Origin of the sequence: Desulfosudis oleivorans Hxd3 (genome assembly GCF_000018405.1) — a bacterium.
Taxonomy (GTDB): domain Bacteria; phylum Desulfobacterota; class Desulfobacteria; order Desulfobacterales; family Desulfosudaceae; genus Desulfosudis; species Desulfosudis oleivorans.
Genome location: NC_009943.1, coordinates 2,912,295 through 2,929,765 on the forward strand (window position 1 = coordinate 2,912,295; position 17,471 = coordinate 2,929,765).

Below are 17,471 nucleotides of genomic sequence, written 5' to 3' on the forward strand. Positions count from 1 at the left end.
CGCTTATACCCTTCTCAGTTTGATCAGCAGTTTGCGCAGCCAGGCCCCGCCTACAACGGAACGGATGGTGGTGGCCAGCCGGGACGGATGCAAATAAAAATAGGCATTGGCCGCCTTTTTGTACACAAAAAGGCGGGCGTTGCTGATCTGGTCGTCGCTCATCCGGGGCCGCCGGACCTGGTAGTAATTGTACAGCCGGAATCGGGACGGCAGGCGCCATCCCTGTTTTATCACGTGATCATGAAGGGCCGATCCCGGAAACGGGGTGGTCACGGAAAGCACCATCTCGTCCAGGCTGGAGGTGGCGGCAAACCGAATGGTATCCCAGACCTCGGCGGCGGTTTCGGTGGGCGCGCCCACCATGATAAACCCGGTGACCTGAATTCCCAGCTTTTCGGCGGCGGCAAGGGTGTCAGTTATCTGCAGGCGGGTGATCTGTTTATTATAAAGGCCGTTGCGAATGCGGTCCGTGATCGACTCGATGCCCACCTTGAGCTTGACCAGGCCGGCCCGCTTCATTCGGGCCATCATGTCGGCATCAATGGTGTCAACCCGCGTGTTGCACCCCCAGGGCAGGTCAAGTCTCCGGCTCTCCAGCAGGGCGCAGAACTCCCGAATCCAGTCCGGCAATACCGTAAGAAGATCGTCGGACAGATAAAAACATTCGATGCGATAGGCGCCTTTCAGGTATGCAAGATCCGCCACAACGGATTGCGGGGAACGGATTCGTACTTTTCTGCCCAGTGTCCTGTGAACCGTCGGCTGGCAGAATGTGCAGTTGAAGGGGCACCCCCGCGAAACGGTCAGCGAGACCCCGCGCAGGGCCGGGTCATGGGAATCCATCTGAATGAAGATACGAATGTAGCGCTCCATGTCAAACAGGTCAAAGGCGGGCCGGGGAAGGGCGTCAATCTCCTCAATAAAGCCCCGTTCCGGGGTTTTATAAAGCGTGCCGTCCGCCTGCCTGAACCAAAGCCCCTTGACCGCCGCAAAATTCCGGTTTCCGTAAAACGCTTCGATATACTCCCGGAAGGTCTCTTCCCCTTCGCCGACGCACACCGCGTCAAACACGGCTTCCTTCAGAACGGCCTCCGGCGCCATGGTGGCGTGGGGCCCGCCGGCAATCACGGCAGCCCCGTGTTTTTTGGCGATGGCAGCGACTTTTGCCGCGTCTTCAGCCATCAGCACATCCACAAAAACGCCCACGATATCAGGCCGATGCTTTTGAAGATATCGTTCCACAAAGGCAAAGGACGGGGAAAAGGTGGTATCCAGGATCGAAACAGACATATCCGGCACCCGTTCCCGGATATAGGCCGCCAGCGTAGCCAGGCCAATGGGAATATCCCCTGACTTGTAACGGAACCTGGGAAACACAAGCACAACGTGTCGGGAGTGGCGATGAATGCTCATTTGCCTGCCTGGTCTGAATTTGATGGACACTCACTATACCAGAAGGGCCGGGCAAACTTCAAACTTATTCCGGCAGGACAAAAGCCGTTTGCCGGTTGTCAAAAAAAATGGAATCTGATATAGCCCTTTGGAACATGATTACAGCAGGTTCTACTCACACCACATCCGGAGTAAAGCCCATGACCGATACCCATCCCTCCCTGCCGCCGAGGCCCTGGTGGCCATTACTCCTTCTTGTCATCATCGCGGCTGCCGCCATTCTGACCTATGCCAACTCTCTGACCGCGCCTTTCGTGTTTGATGATGCCCATAACATCGTTGAGAATCCTCATGTTCGCATGGCCGAGCTTTCCCTCGACGGCATCATCGACGCGGTCACTGTCGGAACCCGGCGGCCGGTGGCCAGCCTCACCTTTGCACTCAACTACTACTTTCACGGTTATGACATAACCGGCTACCATCTGGTCAACATCGCCATCCACATTCTGACAGGCTTTCTGATGTTCCTGGTGGTCCGCCACACACTGGGCCTGATGAACCTTGAAAGACGGGACATGGTTGCCGGGCTTGCAGCCCTTGTGTGGACCGTCCACCCGCTTCATACCCAGTCGGTGACCTATGTCGTCCAGCGCATGGCCGCCCTGGCCACCCTCTTTTTTCTTTTCGCCCTCTACCTTTATATAAGGGGCCGGCTCCGGCAAAGGGAAGGCCGCCCCCTTGGCTCCCTGTTCTTTGTTCTCTGTGGCCTGTCCGGCATTCTGGCCGTGCTCTCCAAGCAGATCGCCGCCACCCTGCCCTTTTTTATCCTGGTCTACGAATGGTATTTTTTCCAAGACCTGGACAGGGCGTGGATTAAAAAACAGGCAAAATGGATCGGCAGCGCAGTGGTTGTCATTGGCGCGCTTGCGGCAATATACCTGGGCGCCTCCCCGATAGAAAAAATCATGGCCATGTATAAAACCCAGGACTTTACCCTGGGCCAACGGCTTTTAACCGAGCCCCGGGTGATTTTTCTTTATCTTTCCCTGATTCTTTTCCCCTATCCCGGGCGGCTCAACCTGGATTATGACTTTCCCGTGTCTGTCTCGCTGATCGATCCGGTTACCACCCTGGTCTCCATACTGGGTTTGATCGGCCTGGTCGCGGCCGCTGTTGTCACGGCAAAAAGATACCGGCTGGTCTCCTTTGCCGTTGTCTGGTTTCTGGGTAACCTGGCCATTGAGTCCTCCTTTTTAGGCCTTGCCCTGGTGTTTGAACACCGCACCTACCTGCCCTCTGTCCTTGTAATCGCGGCCCTGGCCTGGGCCGCCATTACATATATTCGGCCCCGGCCCCTGGCCATTGGTTTTCTCTGCGCCGTAACCCTCCTCTGGGGATTCTGGACATACCAGCGTAACGCCATCTGGGCCGACGAAGTAGCCCTGTGGCGGGATGTGACAGAAAAATCCCCCACCCTGGCCCGGCCCTGGAGCAACCTGGGAATGGCCCTGCAGATAGCGGGAAACAGCGAGGCGGCGCTTCAGGCCTTTCAAAAGGCTATTGCCCTTGATCCGAATCACATGGAGGCCCACAACAACAGCGGTTTTATATTAAGGGAGCTGGGCCGTCCCAAAGAGGCCATAAAGTTCTTCCGCAGGGCACTGGAGATCAACCCGGCCTATGCCGACGCCCACTACAATCTCGGCCTGGCCTTTTTTGACTTAAAAGACATGGCCCAGGCCCGCACGGCTTTTGAGCAGACCCTTCGGGTCAATCCGCTCTACAGCAAGGCCCACAACAACCTGGGGGTCATCCTGATGCAGGAAGGTGATCACGAGGCTGCTGTCGCCGCCTATCAGCGGGCACTTAAAACCGACCCCCGTTTTGCCCAGGCCTACAACAACCTGGGCATTATCGCCTATCAGCAGGGCAACCCGGATCAGGCGGCCTCGTTCTTTAAAAAAGCCCTGACCGCGGATCCGGCCTATGCCGGCGCGGCCAACAACCTGGCCCGGGTGCGGCAAACCATTGAAAAACACGGCCCCGCCATCACGGAGCTTAAACAGATGTTGCACAAGACCCCCAACGACGTGGATCTCTCCTGTCGCCTGGCCCAGGTTTACCAGGCTGCCGGCATGCGGTACGGAGCCATCTCACAATACCAAAAGGCCCTGGCTCTGCAACCCGGCCATGGACCAAGTCTCAACGCCCTTGGCGTCCTGTACGCCGCCATGGGCCAGCCGGCAAAGGCTGTTGAGTGTTTTCGAAAGCTGTCGGCCCTGATGCCGGGCAATGCCACGATCTATTACAACCTGGCCTGCCTGTACGCCCGGCAGAACCAGGTGGAACCGGCTGTTGAAAACCTGAAAAAAGCCCTTGACGCCGGGTATGACAACCGGGAACAGATCCGCGCCGACAAGGACCTTGCGCCCATTCGCGACACCGAATTTTACAAAACCCGTATCGATTCACAGGAGCCGGGCAAATGAACCTGTCTTTTCTTCGTCACCGCTGGCAGGCCGGCGCCGTGCTGATTCTATTGGCCGCAACAGCCGTTCTGATCTATTCCAACACACTGACCGCGCCGTTCACCTTTGACGACGGCCACAACATTCTGGATAACCTGAATATCCGCATGACCGGGCTTTCCATCGACAGCCTTATCGACGCGGCCACCGTCCAGACCCGGCGGCCTGTTGCCAGCCTCACCTTTGCGCTCAACTACTATTTTCACGGTTATGACGTGACCGGGTATCACGTGGTCAACATCGCCATCCACATTCTTGCCGGCTTTCTGATGTTCCTGGTGGTCCGCCACACACTGGGCCTTACGGGCAATGAAAAAAAAGAGCTGATCGCTGCCCTGGCAGCCCTGGTCTGGCTCGTCAACCCGGTCCATACCCAGTCAGTGACGTATATCGTCCAGCGCATGACCGCCCTGGCCACCCTCTTTTTTCTTTTCGCCCTCTACCTTTATATAAAGGGCCGGCTCCGGCAGCGGACCGGCCGCCCCCTTGGCATTCTCTTTTTTGCCCTCTGCGGCCTGTCCGGCATCCTGGCTGTGCTTTCCAAGCAGATCGCCGCCACCCTGCCCTTTTTTGTTCTGGTCTATGAGTGGTATTTTTTCCAGGACCTGGATCGGGCATGGATTAAACAACAGGCAAAGTGGATCGGTGGAGCCGTGTTTATCATTGGCGCGCTTGCGGCAATATACCTGGGCGCCTCCCCGATAGAAAAAATCATGGCCATGTACGACTCCCAGGACTTTACCATGGGCCAGCGGCTTTTAACCGAGCCCAGAGTAATATTTTTATACCTTTCGCTGCTCTTTTTTCCGTACCCGGCCCGGCTCAATCTGGACTATGACTTTCCCGTGTCTGTCTCCCTGATCGACCCGTTCACCACCCTGGTCTCCATCCTCGGCCTGATCGCACTGCTGGGGGCCGCTGTTGTCACGGCAAAAAGACAGCGGCTGGTCTCCTTTGCCATTGTCTGGTTTTGCGGCAATCTGGTAATCGAGTCCTCTTTTATCGGTCTGGCCCTGGTGTTCGAGCACCGCACCTACCTGCCCTCTGTGTTTGTAGTCGCGGCCCTGGTCTGGGCCGCCATTACATATATTCGGCACAGGCCCCTGGTCATTGGGTTTCTCTGCGCCGTCACAATGATCTTCGGCTGCTGGACATTTCAGAGAAACACCATCTGGGCCGATGATACGGCCCTGTGGCGGGACGTGACAGAAAAATCCCCCAACCTGGCCCGGCCCTGGAACAACCTGGGCCTGGCCCTGAAAAACCAGGGTCAGACGGACCAGGCCATGGCCATGTACAACAGAGCAATCGAAATCGATCCCGGCTACATCCACCCTTACAACAACCTGGGTGCCCTGTTTCTGGAAACCGGCCAACCGGAAAAGGCCAGGCCCCTTCTTGAAAAGGCCATTGAGACAGACCCCCTCTTTATGATGGCATACAGCAACCTGGCCATTGCCTGCCACCGGCTCGGCGACAGTGAAGCAGCCATGGCATGGTGTGAGAAGGGATTACAAATAAGCCCGAATGACCTGGAAATACAAAACACGCTGGGCGTTATTCTGCTGGCCCAAAGACGGGAGCAGGAGGCCGCCGTCCTGTTTGAAGCAGTGCTGCAGAAAGACCCGGGCCACACCGAGGCGCTGATGAACCTGGCCCTGATTGCCGACAAACAGGGAGACCGGGAAAAAACCGCCGCCCTTCTTGAAAAAGCGATCCGCCTGGACCCGGCGTCGGCCGAAGCCCGGTATCATCTGGGCGAACTGCTGGCCCGCACCGGCAATCCCGACAACGCCATGGCCCAGCTTGAGCAGGCCCTGCACCTGAAACCGGACCATGCCCTGGCCCATAACGCCATGGGAAATTTATGGCTTCAGGCCGGAAAAACAGACAGGGCCATCGACCACTACCAAAAGGCCATCGCCATTGACCCCGGATTTGCCGCGGCCCACACCAACCTGGCCGATGCCCTGGTTCGAACCGGAAAGATCGACAGCGCCCTGCATTACCTTGAAACCGTGGCCGCCTCCCGTCCGGACGATGCCGGCCTGCTGCTTAAAACCGGCATCCTGCACCAGCAGAACGGAAACCTCCCGGCTGCCGAGAACCTTTACCAAAAAGCCCTGAGCATAGACCCCGGCTGCACCGCCTGCCTGAACCGGCTGGGCATGATTCACGCCCAAGCCGGACGGCTCGATAAGGCTGCCGGCTGTTTTGAAGAACTGGCCCTGCTGGTGCCGGACAATCCCGTGATCCATTACAACCTGGCCTGCCTCTACGCCCGGCAGAACGAGGTGGAGCCAGCCCTGACAAATCTAAAAAAAGCCCTGGATACCGGGTATGACAACCTGGAACAAATCCGCACCGACAGAGATCTGGACAATATCCGCGACACCGGCTTTTACAAAGACCTGGTGCGAGTGAAGGAGCAGGGGCAATGAGATCCCCGGCCACATCCGCCGGCTTCTGGCAGGCCGGGGCCACGCTGCTCCTTCTTGCCGCAGCAGGCGTAGTCCTTTACTCAAACTCCCTGACGGCCCCGTTTGTATTTGACGATCTTCCCAACATTTTTGAAAACCCCCACATCCGTATAACCCGTCTGTCCTTCCCCGATCTTGCCGACGCGGCCACCGTCGGAACCCGGCGGCCGGTGGCCAGCCTCACCTTTGCGCTGAACTATTATGTTCACGGCTATAACGTGGCCGGATACCACGTGGTCAACATCGCCATTCACATTCTGACAGGTTTTCTGATGTTTCTGGTGGTGCGTCAGACACTGGGCCTTACGGGCAATGAAAAAAAAGAGCTGATCGCTGCCCTGGCAGCCCTGGTCTGGCTCGTCAACCCGGTCCATACCCAGGCGGTGACCTATATCGTCCAGCGCATGACCGCCCTGGCCACCCTCTTTTTTCTTTTCGCCCTCTACCTTTATATAAAGGGCCGGCTCCGGCAGCGGACCGGCCGTCCCCTTGGCATTCTCTTTTTTGCCCTCTGCGGCCTGTCCGGCATTCTGGCCGTGCTCTCCAAGCAGATCGCCGCCACCCTGCCCTTTTTTGTTCTGGTCTATGAATGGTATTTTTTCCAGGACCTGGACCGGGCATGGGTTAAACAACAGGCAAAGTGGATCGGCGGAGCAGTGGTCATCATTGGCGCACTTGCGGCAATATACCTGGGCGCCTCCCCGATAGAAAAAATCATGGCCATGTACGACTCCCAGGGCTTTACCATGGGCCAGCGCCTCCTTACCGAACCCAGGGTGATTTTTCTCTACCTTTCGCTGCTTTTTTTTCCCCACCCCGGGCGGCTCAACCTGGATTATGACTTTCCCATCTCTGTCTCCCTGGTCGATCCGGTCACCACCCTGGTCTCCATACTGGGCCTGATCGGTCTGGTGGCGGCCGCTTTTGTCACGGCAAAAAGAAAGCGGCTGGTCTCCTTTGCCATTGTCTGGTTTCTCGGCAACCTGGCCATTGAGTCCTCTTTTTTAGGCCTTGCCCTGGTGTTTGAACACCGCACCTACCTGCCCTCTGTCTTTGTAGTTGCGGCCCTGGCCTGGGCTGCTGTTACATATATCCGGCCCCGGCCCCTGGCCATTGGTTTTCTCTGCGCTTTAACCCTCCTCTGGGGATTCTGGACATACCAGCGTAACGCCATCTGGGCAGACGAAGTAGCCCTGTGGCAGGATGTGACAGAAAAATCCCCGAACCTGGCCCGGCCCTGGAACAATCTGGGCCTGGCATTGAGAACGGCCGGGCTTTCAGAAGAGGCACTGACGGCTTTCAATACAGCCCTCACCCTGGATCCACACTATACGGAGGCCCGCAACAACCTGGGTGTGCTTTATCAGCATACCGGAAAGACACAGAAGGCGGTGCAGTGTTTCGAGAACGTGATAAAACTGAACCCCGGGTTTGCCCCCGGTTACCTGAACATGGGAAAGGTGCTGCTGGACATGGACCGGCCCGATCAGGCAGAGCCGTTTTTTCAAAAAGCCCTGACCCTGGCCCCTGAAACAGAGGCTGTTCACTACAACCTGGGCCTGGTCCGCTTCCGGCAGACGGACCTGGCCGCTGCATGGCGCCATGTGAACAGTGCCCTTGACCTCAACCCCGGCTATGACCTGGCCCTCAACCTTGCGGGCTCCCTGCACATGGCCTGTGGTAACACCGGTCAGGCTGTTGCGCTTTACCGCAAAGCACTTGCGATAACCCCCCTTTCAGCGGAGACATTCAACAACCTGGGCATTGCCCTTCACCGGCAGGGTGACAGCGGGCAGGCCATGACCTTTTTCCGCAGGGCCCTTGAACGCAACCCCGGTTTTGCCGACGCGGCGAGCAACCTGGAAAAAATTGAGGCCGCCCTTGAGACCTACGGCCTGGCAATCCGCGCCCTTGAGCAGGCAGTGGCCGCCTCCCCCGGCGACCCGGCCCGCCTTTTTCAACTGGGCCGGCTGTACGCGGCAGTGGGCATGCAGGACAAAGCCCTGGCCGCCTATGAAAAAACCATTGTCTTAAAACCGGATGACGCTGCCTGTCTCAACGCCCTGGGAACGCTCTATGCCGATATCTGCGACATACAAAAGGCGATCACCTGTTTTGAAAAACTGGCCCGGCTCGCGCCGGACAATGCCGTGGTCTATTACAACCTGGCCTGCCTGTACGCCCGGCAACACCAGGTGGCGCCGGCCCTGACAAATCTTGAAAACGCCCTTGCCGCGGGATATGACGATATGGACCGAATCCGCACCGACAAGGACCTGGACAACATCCGTCACACCGAGGCCTTTGACCGCCTGATCCAGAAAAGCGCCGATTGAGCCGGAACCGGCCGCAAGCCACTTTTTGTCAGGCGGGCGTACAAAAAACGGCAATTGTCCCTGGGTTTTTATCTTCCGCCGCAACCCCCGCCGGCCGGACAGAACCGTATCTTTTGGCATTCCAAAAGATTAAAAAATCAATGGCCCAGAAACAAAAACCGGCACGATCGTTGCAGCCCTTGATTCGATAAATCTAAGGAAAATGGTTTTCCACGGGCCCGGCTCCAGGTGGGCCACAAAAATTTAAAAGGGGTAAAAATTTTTCTTGACACTCAAACAGTCCCGGTGATATTTGTAGAACCCGTAAACAATGTTTACATGTGCGAAAGGGGGTGAGGCTAAAAACGCTAAAAGTTGTTTTTTGAATCTCACCTCGTAACGCGAAGAGGGAGAACATAAGCGAAAGCGGGCCACCCCGACGGTCGGGGGCGAACGGCAGACACGCCGAAAAAACGCGGCGGCCCCTTTCACAAACCAGAACCAAACTTGAAGGGAGAACAAACATGAAGAAGTTATTGATCGCACTGGTAGCAGGCATGTTGATGATCGTTCCGGCCATGGCCATGGACACCATCTCCGACGCGGACCTGGACGGCATCTCCGGCCAGGCCGGTGTGCGCGTTGTTTTTGGCGGCACCTCCGGTCAGACCATCTCTTTTACAAGCCTTGCATGGGGTGACACCGACGGTTTCAATGCTGCCGACGGTGCCGGTTACCTGCGGGTTCAGAGCGCGGCTGGCGAGTCCATCAACATCACGGTCGAGATTCCCGATGGCGCCAAGCTGACCCTGGATGTGGCCCATCTGGCTGCTGCCGAGGTTATTAACGGCACCACCATCGCCTCCGGTGAAGACGTTGTAAAGGTCGGCCTGCCGGATCAGAACGTGACCGTGGATATGCCCTCCATGCTTGTCATCGGTCTTGGTGACAGCGCTGCTGCCATCGACGGCACCCTGGGCACTCTGACCCTGGAGAACCTGAGCATTGGTGTTACCCAGGCATCCGCGCTTTACATCTACGCCGACTAGCCTGAGCTGACTTTCCTGCCGGCTGTTTTTGCAGGAAGGGTTTGAAAACCTGAGTGTGGCGGAAACAGCAGAATCTGTTTCCGCCACACTTTCACCTCTCAAAAGAGAGTTCCCCATGCGAAAACCATGGAAAAAAGGTGTGGCAGCCTGCACAGCAGGGCTGCTGTTGCTGTTTTTTGCCTTTTCTGCCCAGGCCGCTTCCCTTCTGTCCGACAAAGCCATCTCACAAATCAGCGCCGGCGTGGTTCACCCCTTTTCAGTAGACCCCATTGTGGTGTATGTGGAAAATCAATCCCGCGCCACAGTGCCGGCCGATGATTTTTACTGGGGAGACGCGGACGGGATCTCCGCCTCCCCTGACCCCGGTTTCCTGGTCTACAGCATGCCGGACACCGACTACACCCTCTCCTTTCCCAATATCTACGCCACCACCACCGGTTATGAGGATGTGCCGTCACGCATGCCGCCGGCCAAAGAGTCCGCCCTGTTCTGGCAATACGACCCCACGGATGTCACCGACGTGACACTGTCCCACTTTCCACCGGCCGCCATGAGGCAGTTCGTGGACCATGGATGGGGCGCCCTGCTCACATGGGTGGACGACACCGACGCAGCCCCGCTGATGTGGAACGGCAACGTGCTGGTGCCGCCGGACACGGTGTTTGTGGCCGCGGCCAACTCCACCATGGAGATATCCACTCCCCGTCTCTGCCTTACTGTTGCGGCGGCCCCGCCCGATGCCGGTGACGATACCCGTCCGGACCTGGACCTGGCCCGCAGACCGGAAAACCAGATCGGCATCCTGTGCATCGAAAACCTCAAAGTCCGGGTGGACGGCGGCATCACCGGTCCCGATTCCGTTGTGGAAAAGGTGATCGTGGTCTATCCGGAATTTTAGCACCCGCCTTGCCCCTCCATTTCACACGCCTCTTAACCAGGTTCCCCTTACAAAACCGGCCTTTCGTTGATTTTCAACCCCCTGTTTCCGGCATTCCGCAGGTGTTTGCATTCGTGGCCGGATGCCGGGTATGGCCCGATTTTCAAGAGTCGGAAGAGGTATCCATAAAATTGTGGCAATGAGTCAATTTTTCCTTTACAAGGTTTTCTTCGTATGCTATTGAGGCATGTGAACGCTGTTTATGGCCCGGCAGCCGGGGGATTGGAATCACAGGAGCCCAGCCGTTATGCATATTTTTATCGCCTTTTTGATCACCGTTTCACTGATCGCCGGATTCAAACCGGAAAAAGAGCCTTCAGAAAAAGAAACACGCCTGGTTATCGGCTATGACGGCGGCATTGTGACGCAAACCATGCCGGTTGAAATCCGGACCACGGTGACCCCTGCCTCTGAGCTGGAATACCAAGCGGTGATCAAGCAGCAGTTCGACTACAGCTGCGGTTCCGCGGCCCTCTCCACCCTGCTGCGATATCATCTGGGAGAAGACTTTTCCGAAACCCAGGTCATTCACGGCCTGTTCCGGTACGGCGACAAGGAGCGGGTCCGGGAGAAACGGGCCTTTTCCCTTCTGGACATGAAAAAGTTCGTCGGGGTCCTGGGATACAACGGTGTGGGATACAAAGCTGACATTCAGGACCTTGAGACCCTGGACATGCCCTGCATCATTCCCATCGAGCTTTACGACTACCGGCACTTCACGGTCTTTAAAGGCATTCACCAGGGCCATGTCTTTCTGGCCGACCCCTTTCGCGGCAACTCCAGCTACCCGGTGGCTGACTTTAAAAAAATGTGGCACCAGAACGTGATCTTCGTGGTCTATCCCAAAAACCAGCAGCAGCTCACCCTGCTCTCATTGAGTGAACGCGATCTGCGGTTTGTCGACGAGGACAAGCGGTTCGACCTTCTCTTTAAAGACTGGCCGGTCATGGAAGGGCGGCCGCCGGAGCCTTTTCCAGGGGAAATTCAATATTACAAAAGATAACAGACAACCAACCGTCATGGGAGGAAATACATTGGACAGAAAACCGATTGCGCTGTTTTGCTTTGCTTTTTTGCTTTTTTTCTCCGTCGCGCTGGCCTTTGGAAACAGTGCCGGCCCTGCCCAGGACCCTGCCTCTGAAACACCGGATTCGGAGTCCCGACAGACGCTTTCAGGCGTGACGGCCGACCAGCCCCCTGAAACAGTACGCGCCACCGTGGATGTCCTCAACATACGGTCCGCCCCGTCCCTGGACGGCAGCCGCGTGGCCCGCCTGCTGGCCGGCGAGGCCGCCGCCGTTCTGGAGACTCAGGAAGACTGGCTCCGCATCGAAACCGCTGACGGCACAATCGGTTATGTGTTCAGACAATACACGACCGCCCTTCCCTCTTCGGAAAAGGTTTCCGGCCCTGCAGAAGCCGATGCACCGGCGTCCCCGAAGCCGGTTGTTGTGGCATCAGCGACTCCTGGCCTGCGGCCGCTTGGCAATACACACCTTGCCAAAATATCAGGACAAGGCCTCTCCACCGACATGACCCAGGCGGAGCTGGACGGGATCGTCGGCCAGGGCTTTATCTCCGCTCTCACGCCGGAGGAGATCGCCGCCATTGACGCTCAGGGCGCCATGTCTCTGGAAGAGTCGATGCTGAAAACCAGGGACCTGGAGCGCGTCATCGCCCAGGGCGTGACCTTTGTGGTGGACAAGTCAAAAGTCTCCCCGGAAGAACTTGAAAAGATTCAGGGCCAGGGTACGGTGGCCGACATCGGCCGGGCCCCTTTTTCCGTTCAGGCGGGGGTCTACAAAATCCGTGAAAACGCCATCTCCATGCTCTCCGACCTCAAGGGAAAGGGCTATGATCCCTATATTTTCCAGACGGTCGGCGACACCGGCGAGACCCTCTACGCGGTCCGGATCGGTGATTACGAGACCCTTCAGGACGCCTATGCCGTCACCACCCACTTCCAGTCAAAGGAGAACAGGCCGGCCATTGTCACCTACATCAACTCGCTGAAAACCGTGAGCGTGGAAGATGTGAAACCGGCCGGCACCACGGTACCGGTGGTGGCTCCTGTTCCTAAACCGGCCAGTGCCTATGAAGGGGATCTGGGAGACCTCTACACCGAGATGCAACTGCTGCGCGAAGAGGTGGAACGGCTGCGGACCGAGTCCGAGGCCAGGGAAATGCTTCGCATGACCGAGGCCGAAGCCCGTAAAGAAGAAGAAGAGATCCTTTCCGCCGCCAGTCGCAACTACACCATGTCACCCAAAGGCACCCTGAATTTCGACTACTCCTTCGGCTACACCTACGACTCCTATGACGTGGCCGACTGGACCGCGCTGGTGCTTGAGCATTCGGCCAACCACAACATCAACAACACCGTTGCCGCCGGATACTCCTTTTCCGACAACTTCAGGGCGAACGTGAGCATTCCGTTTGTCTACAAATACCAAGACCTCGGCCAGACCGGGTCCAAAAGCGTCACCGACCTCGGCGATGTCTCCGTGGGCGCCAACTGGCAGCCCTTTCGCACCGGGGAGGACTTTCCGGCCCTTATCTTCTCGTCCAGCATCTCCATTCCCACCGGCCGAAGCCCCTATGAGATCAACCCGAGAGAAGATCTCTCCACCGGCGCCGGTCTTTTTGCCGCCTCCCTGGGCGTTTCCGCCAGCAAGAGCCTGGACCCGGTGGTGGCATACGGCGGCCTTCAATACACCTATGCCCTGGAGGAGAGCGGCCTGAACCAGCACCTGGCCGACGGCCTGACCTTAAAAAAGGTGGAACCCTCCGGCGGCGCCGTGGGCCTCAGCATGGGCCTTGCCTATGCCATGTCCTACAAGGCGTCCATTCACGCCGGGTTTTCCTACGCCTATATCTTCGGCACCACCTATCATTATGATGGCGGCAGAACCGCCGACTCCGGCACGGGGGCCTCGGGCAGCCTGTCGGTGGGTACCGGCTGGAAGCTTGACAAAAGGACCATCAGCGTGAACCTGGGCATCGGCCTGACCAATGACGCGTCCGACTTTTCCTTTTCTTTCAGAATCCCCTTTGACTACGAACTGTAAGGGTTAAACGCCACAGGAGACCGCATGCGACTTTTCCCGCAGATAAAAAAAGCCTTTGTGCCGGCCGTTCTGGCCTGCGCCGCGGTTCTGGCGGCAGGCCATTCACGGACGGCTCAGGCCGCCTTTTTTGAAAATATCGCGGTTCACGCAAAGGCCATCTCCCTGGCCAATTCATGCACCGCCTATCCGCCGGGCATCATGGCCATTCACTACAACCCGGCGGGTCTTTCCAGCATGCACGACGGCCAGCAGGTGAGCATGGGCCTGGTGACCGCCGAATTCGCCCTGGAGTCGCGGTTTGACCAGGACCCTGAGTTTCAGGACTGGCTGGGCGGCAGTTTTGACAATGCGGATGACCCGGTCTCCGGACACACCGGCACCACCCAGGGTGTGCACATGTATGTGCCCATGGTAGGAGATCAGGACACCGACGCCATCGGCCTGGAAACCCCCCTGGGGTTCACCCTGGCCGCGGCCCCCTTTCCCCTGGGGGTCTCCTACAGAAAACCCGGTTCGCGGTGGACGTTCGCCTTTGGCGCCTACGCCCCCTCCCTGGGCGGTTATTCCCGAAGCAATGACGACCCGGCCCGCTACCTGGGCAGGGCGGTTTCCATGCAGCACATTGTCTATGCGGCGCCTTCCGTCAGCTACAGGATCACCGACACCCTTTCCCTGGGCCTGACCATCGGCATGGGCCAGTCCGCCACCTATATCGACATGGACATGCGCATGCCCAACGACCTGATGGCTCTGACCAAAATTCTCGGCGAGGTCACGGAAGGTCTTGACATTCCCATCATCTCGGCCCTGACCCTGCCGCCCCCCTGGTTCGGCGGCGGCATCGGCCCCTACGAGGATATCGCCAACCTTCAACTAAGCGCTCGGGACGACTACTGCCCCAACTACAACCTGGGCCTGCTGTGGGAGCCCAAGAACTGGTTTTCCTTTGGTCTCTGTTATCAAAGCGAAGTCAAGATGGAACAGGACGGCACCTACCGGTTTACGTATAATGAAAATTTTCAACGCATGAGCGCCTGGTTCGGCAGCTCTCCGCTGCTGCTGCCTTTTTCAATTATTCTGGACCTGCCCTACGAGGCCCTTCCTTACCAGACCGGGCATATGGTATTGGAAGGTGTGGATGCCCCTCAGCGGGTCCAGGCCGGCATTATGCTGCGGCCCTTCAAGCGGCTTCGGCTGATGTGCGACGCCCACTGGATCGACTACTCCAAGACCAAGGCCTACACCCTCCATTTTGACCAGAAGATTCAGCCGTTCCAGATCGCCAAGTTTGTGGGCCACACCGATGGCGCCTATGCGCTCAAGATGACGCGAAACATGGAAGACGAAATCCACATGAGCTACGGCGCCGAGCTCCAAGTCCTGGAGTGGCTCTCCCTGCGGTGCGGCTATGAGGAGAGAAAAACATCGGTCAACCCCCTCTACTTTGACGTCATGGCCCCGGTTCCTGACCTGGACTTCTACGGCGCGGGCATCGGCATTCAGCTCAAGGACGGCATGGCCATCGACCTTGCCTTCGGCTACCTGAAATCAGACACCTGGCATGTGCCCAACAACACCAGCAAAAGCATGAACTCAACCGCTTTCACCGATGCGGTGTACAACCCCTACGCGGGCCTGGACGTCTCCGGAAAAATGGATGCCACCGTCATCGCGGCCAACTTTTCCATGCCCTTCAAATACGTTTACAAGCTGGGCAACATGCTCCAGGCGGCCTATGAGCAGACAAAGGAGAAAATGTCTTTCTAAACCCGGAAAGACAGAATCGACGATACCTTTAAAACGATCAATAAGGGGGAAGGATCTACGGTCCGCCCCCTTTTTTTCGCCTGATTCGTTCCATGGTCTTGCTTATTGACACTTGATGCAAGGCCTGTGGCTGCGTATAATAAACCAAAAAATTTTTTCTGCTGATCCGCAACCCCAGAACAGGAGTTCATTACATCATGAGAAAATCCGCTGTCCGGGTCATTCCGTTTCTTCTGATTGTCGTTATGATCGCTGTTGCCGTAATCCCCGCTTCCGCAGGGCCCCGGTTCACCGAAAAGGCGATTCCCCTGGGAATTCATAAAAGCGATGAACAGGTGTTTGCCGGGTCGGTGCAGCTCAGCGACGACAGGCAGCACATCACCTATGTCTCCAAAAACCATGACGGCAAAGTACGGGTCTGGATCGACGGTATCACCGGTGTCGCTTATGAGGGGACATCCACCCCCCGGTTTGTTCCCGGGACCGGCAAAGTGGCCTATATTGCCGCTGATAACGGAAATATGTTTACCATTATCAACGGGGAGAAAGGGCCCAAAAACGCCAGGGCCGACAGCCTGACATTTTCCCCGGACGGATCCCGGTTCGGCTATAGGGCCCAGAATAACGACGGCAAGGTGCTTGCCGTGGTGGACGGCAAGCCCGGCCCCCTTTTTGTCAATGTACTGCCTGACCCGGGGATCCTTTTTTCACCGGACAGCCGCCATGCGATTTACATCGGTGTCAACGAGGCCGGCTCACAGGTGCTGGTAAAAAACCACGAGCCATTACGGGCCTTTGATGAGATCAAGGAGGTGGCCTTTTCGCCGGACAGCCGCCACCTTGCCTATGCGGGCCGGTCGGGCCAGGACTGGTCCGTGATCCACAACGACACTGAAAACGATCCATACGACAACATCAACGGCGTGCTCTTTTCTTCTGATTCAAGCCATCTGGCCTACATGGCGGAAAAAGGACGGCGGGTGGTGGTTGTCAAGGACGGAAAGGAGCAGTTCTCCGGAGAGAGCGCGGGCATTCCCTTTTTCTCGCCCGACGGCACCCGGTTTGGCTTTCTGATGAAAAAGGGAAAGGGGTGGCACCTGATGATGGACGAAAAAAAAGGGCCCCTTATCGCCCGGCCCGACAAGGTGGTGTTTTCCGAAGACAGTCGTCATTTCGCCTACTCCGCCCTTATCGGCACCACGTGGGCCGTTATAAAAGATACGGAGATTGTTGATAAAGGCCTTCAACGAATCCGCTTTCTGACTTTTCTGCCCGATTCACCGGACCTGCTTTACATTGCCGTGCCGCAGGCAGGCAAGGAGTACATGATGGTAAATGGTCAGAAATACAGCTCCTTTGATTCCATCGGCCTGCCGGTGTTCCCGCCCGGGCAGGACGCCATCGCCCATGTGGCACAGGACGGGAAGGATATGTTCTTTGTGATGGGCGAAAAAAAAGAGGGGCCCTACCGGACCATCGGCATTCCCCGCACGCAAGCGGACGGCAGCGTTGCCATGACGAGCCAGTTTCCCTTTTTCTCCCCCGACGGGGCACGGGTGGCCTATCCCGCCATTGATCATGACAACCGCATTTTCATGGTGGTGGACGGCAAGTCCCACGAGTACTATGAAGCAATCACCGAGCCGGTTTTTTCACCGGACAGCGGCCACGTGGCCTACACAGCGCAAAAAAACGGTAAATGGCTGGTGGTGGTGGACGGTATTGAAGGAGAAAAACGGTTTGACGGCATATTAAAGGGCAGCCGCATCGTGTTTGATTCGCCCTCGTCTTTTTCTGTGCTATCCCTGAACCTGCCCGGCCCCTCTTTTTACAAACTGGCCGTCACCATTGAGAAGGATAAAAAATAGCTTCACCTTTCGGTTCCCGCGCCATTGCGCCTGTCCGCCCAGCACGTCATTGCGAGCGAAGCGAAGC

General features: G+C 57.3%; 10 protein-coding genes. 9 read left to right on the top strand and 1 reads right to left on the bottom strand.

Features of this window, described 5'->3' with window-relative positions; translation table 11 throughout:
- Positions 1-3 precede the first annotated feature (3 nt).
- A complete protein-coding gene (locus tag DOLE_RS12390) occupies positions 4-1,413 on the bottom strand; it encodes a B12-binding domain-containing radical SAM protein (RefSeq protein WP_012175832.1) in 1,410 nt (469 codons plus the stop codon).
- 179 nt (positions 1,414-1,592) lie between these two features.
- Here DOLE_RS12390 and DOLE_RS12395 point away from each other — a divergent pair, with 179 nt between their 5' ends.
- From DOLE_RS12395 to DOLE_RS12435, 9 genes are all read left to right on the top strand, one after another.
- Positions 1,593-3,881 (top strand): tetratricopeptide repeat protein, encoded by a 2,289-nt coding sequence (locus tag DOLE_RS12395; RefSeq protein WP_012175833.1) that lies wholly within the window; start codon positions 1,593-1,595, stop codon positions 3,879-3,881.
- Positions 3,878-6,361: a tetratricopeptide repeat protein gene (locus DOLE_RS12400; RefSeq protein ID WP_012175834.1), complete on the top strand. Its 2,484-nt coding sequence runs from the start codon at positions 3,878-3,880 to the stop codon at positions 6,359-6,361. Before DOLE_RS12395 ends, DOLE_RS12400 begins: the two co-directional genes overlap by 4 nt.
- A complete protein-coding gene (locus DOLE_RS12405) occupies positions 6,358-8,736 on the top strand; it encodes a tetratricopeptide repeat protein (protein WP_012175835.1) in 2,379 nt (792 codons plus the stop codon). Before DOLE_RS12400 ends, DOLE_RS12405 begins: the two co-directional genes overlap by 4 nt.
- A 503-nt stretch (positions 8,737-9,239) precedes the next feature.
- Positions 9,240-9,764, top strand: a complete 525-nt coding sequence (locus DOLE_RS12410) for a hypothetical protein (RefSeq protein WP_012175836.1) — start codon at positions 9,240-9,242, stop codon at positions 9,762-9,764.
- Between the two features lie 115 nt (positions 9,765-9,879).
- Positions 9,880-10,662 (top strand): hypothetical protein, encoded by a 783-nt coding sequence (locus tag DOLE_RS12415; protein ID WP_012175837.1) that lies wholly within the window; start codon positions 9,880-9,882, stop codon positions 10,660-10,662.
- A gap of 286 nt (positions 10,663-10,948) precedes the next feature.
- Positions 10,949-11,704: a C39 family peptidase gene (locus DOLE_RS12420; RefSeq protein ID WP_012175838.1), complete on the top strand. Its 756-nt coding sequence runs from the start codon at positions 10,949-10,951 to the stop codon at positions 11,702-11,704.
- 31 nt (positions 11,705-11,735) lie between these two features.
- The gene (locus DOLE_RS12425) at positions 11,736-13,769 is read left to right on the top strand and encodes an SH3 domain-containing protein (RefSeq protein ID WP_041280548.1); all 2,034 of its coding nucleotides are present in this window, start codon (positions 11,736-11,738) and stop codon (positions 13,767-13,769) included.
- Positions 13,770-13,793: 24 nt separating this feature from the next.
- Complete coding sequence (locus tag DOLE_RS12430; RefSeq protein WP_012175840.1) at positions 13,794-15,536, top strand: OmpP1/FadL family transporter; 1,743 nt, start codon at positions 13,794-13,796, stop codon at positions 15,534-15,536.
- A 197-nt stretch (positions 15,537-15,733) separates the two neighbouring features.
- Entirely contained in the window at positions 15,734-17,404 is a 1,671-nt protein-coding gene (locus tag DOLE_RS12435; RefSeq protein ID WP_012175841.1) for a WD40 repeat domain-containing protein, read from the top strand.
- The last annotated feature ends 67 nt before the right edge of the window (positions 17,405-17,471 follow it).

Excerpts from the sequence above, each read along its gene's own strand:
- DOLE_RS12435 (WP_012175841.1), top strand. The coding sequence starts at position 15,734 with ATGAGAAAATCCGCTGTCCGGGTCATTCCGTTTCTTCTGATTGTCGTT.
- DOLE_RS12410 (WP_012175836.1), top strand. The coding sequence starts at position 9,240 with ATGAAGAAGTTATTGATCGCACTGGTAGCAGGCATGTTGATGATCGTT.
- DOLE_RS12420 (WP_012175838.1), top strand. The coding sequence starts at position 10,949 with ATGCATATTTTTATCGCCTTTTTGATCACCGTTTCACTGATCGCCGGA.
- DOLE_RS12430 (WP_012175840.1), top strand. The coding sequence starts at position 13,794 with ATGCGACTTTTCCCGCAGATAAAAAAAGCCTTTGTGCCGGCCGTTCTG.
- DOLE_RS12390 (WP_012175832.1), bottom strand. The coding sequence starts at position 1,413 with ATGAGCATTCATCGCCACTCCCGACACGTTGTGCTTGTGTTTCCCAGG.
- DOLE_RS12405 (WP_012175835.1), top strand. The coding sequence starts at position 6,358 with ATGAGATCCCCGGCCACATCCGCCGGCTTCTGGCAGGCCGGGGCCACG.
- DOLE_RS12400 (WP_012175834.1), top strand. The coding sequence starts at position 3,878 with ATGAACCTGTCTTTTCTTCGTCACCGCTGGCAGGCCGGCGCCGTGCTG.
- DOLE_RS12415 (WP_012175837.1), top strand. The coding sequence starts at position 9,880 with ATGCGAAAACCATGGAAAAAAGGTGTGGCAGCCTGCACAGCAGGGCTG.
- DOLE_RS12395 (WP_012175833.1), top strand. The coding sequence starts at position 1,593 with ATGACCGATACCCATCCCTCCCTGCCGCCGAGGCCCTGGTGGCCATTA.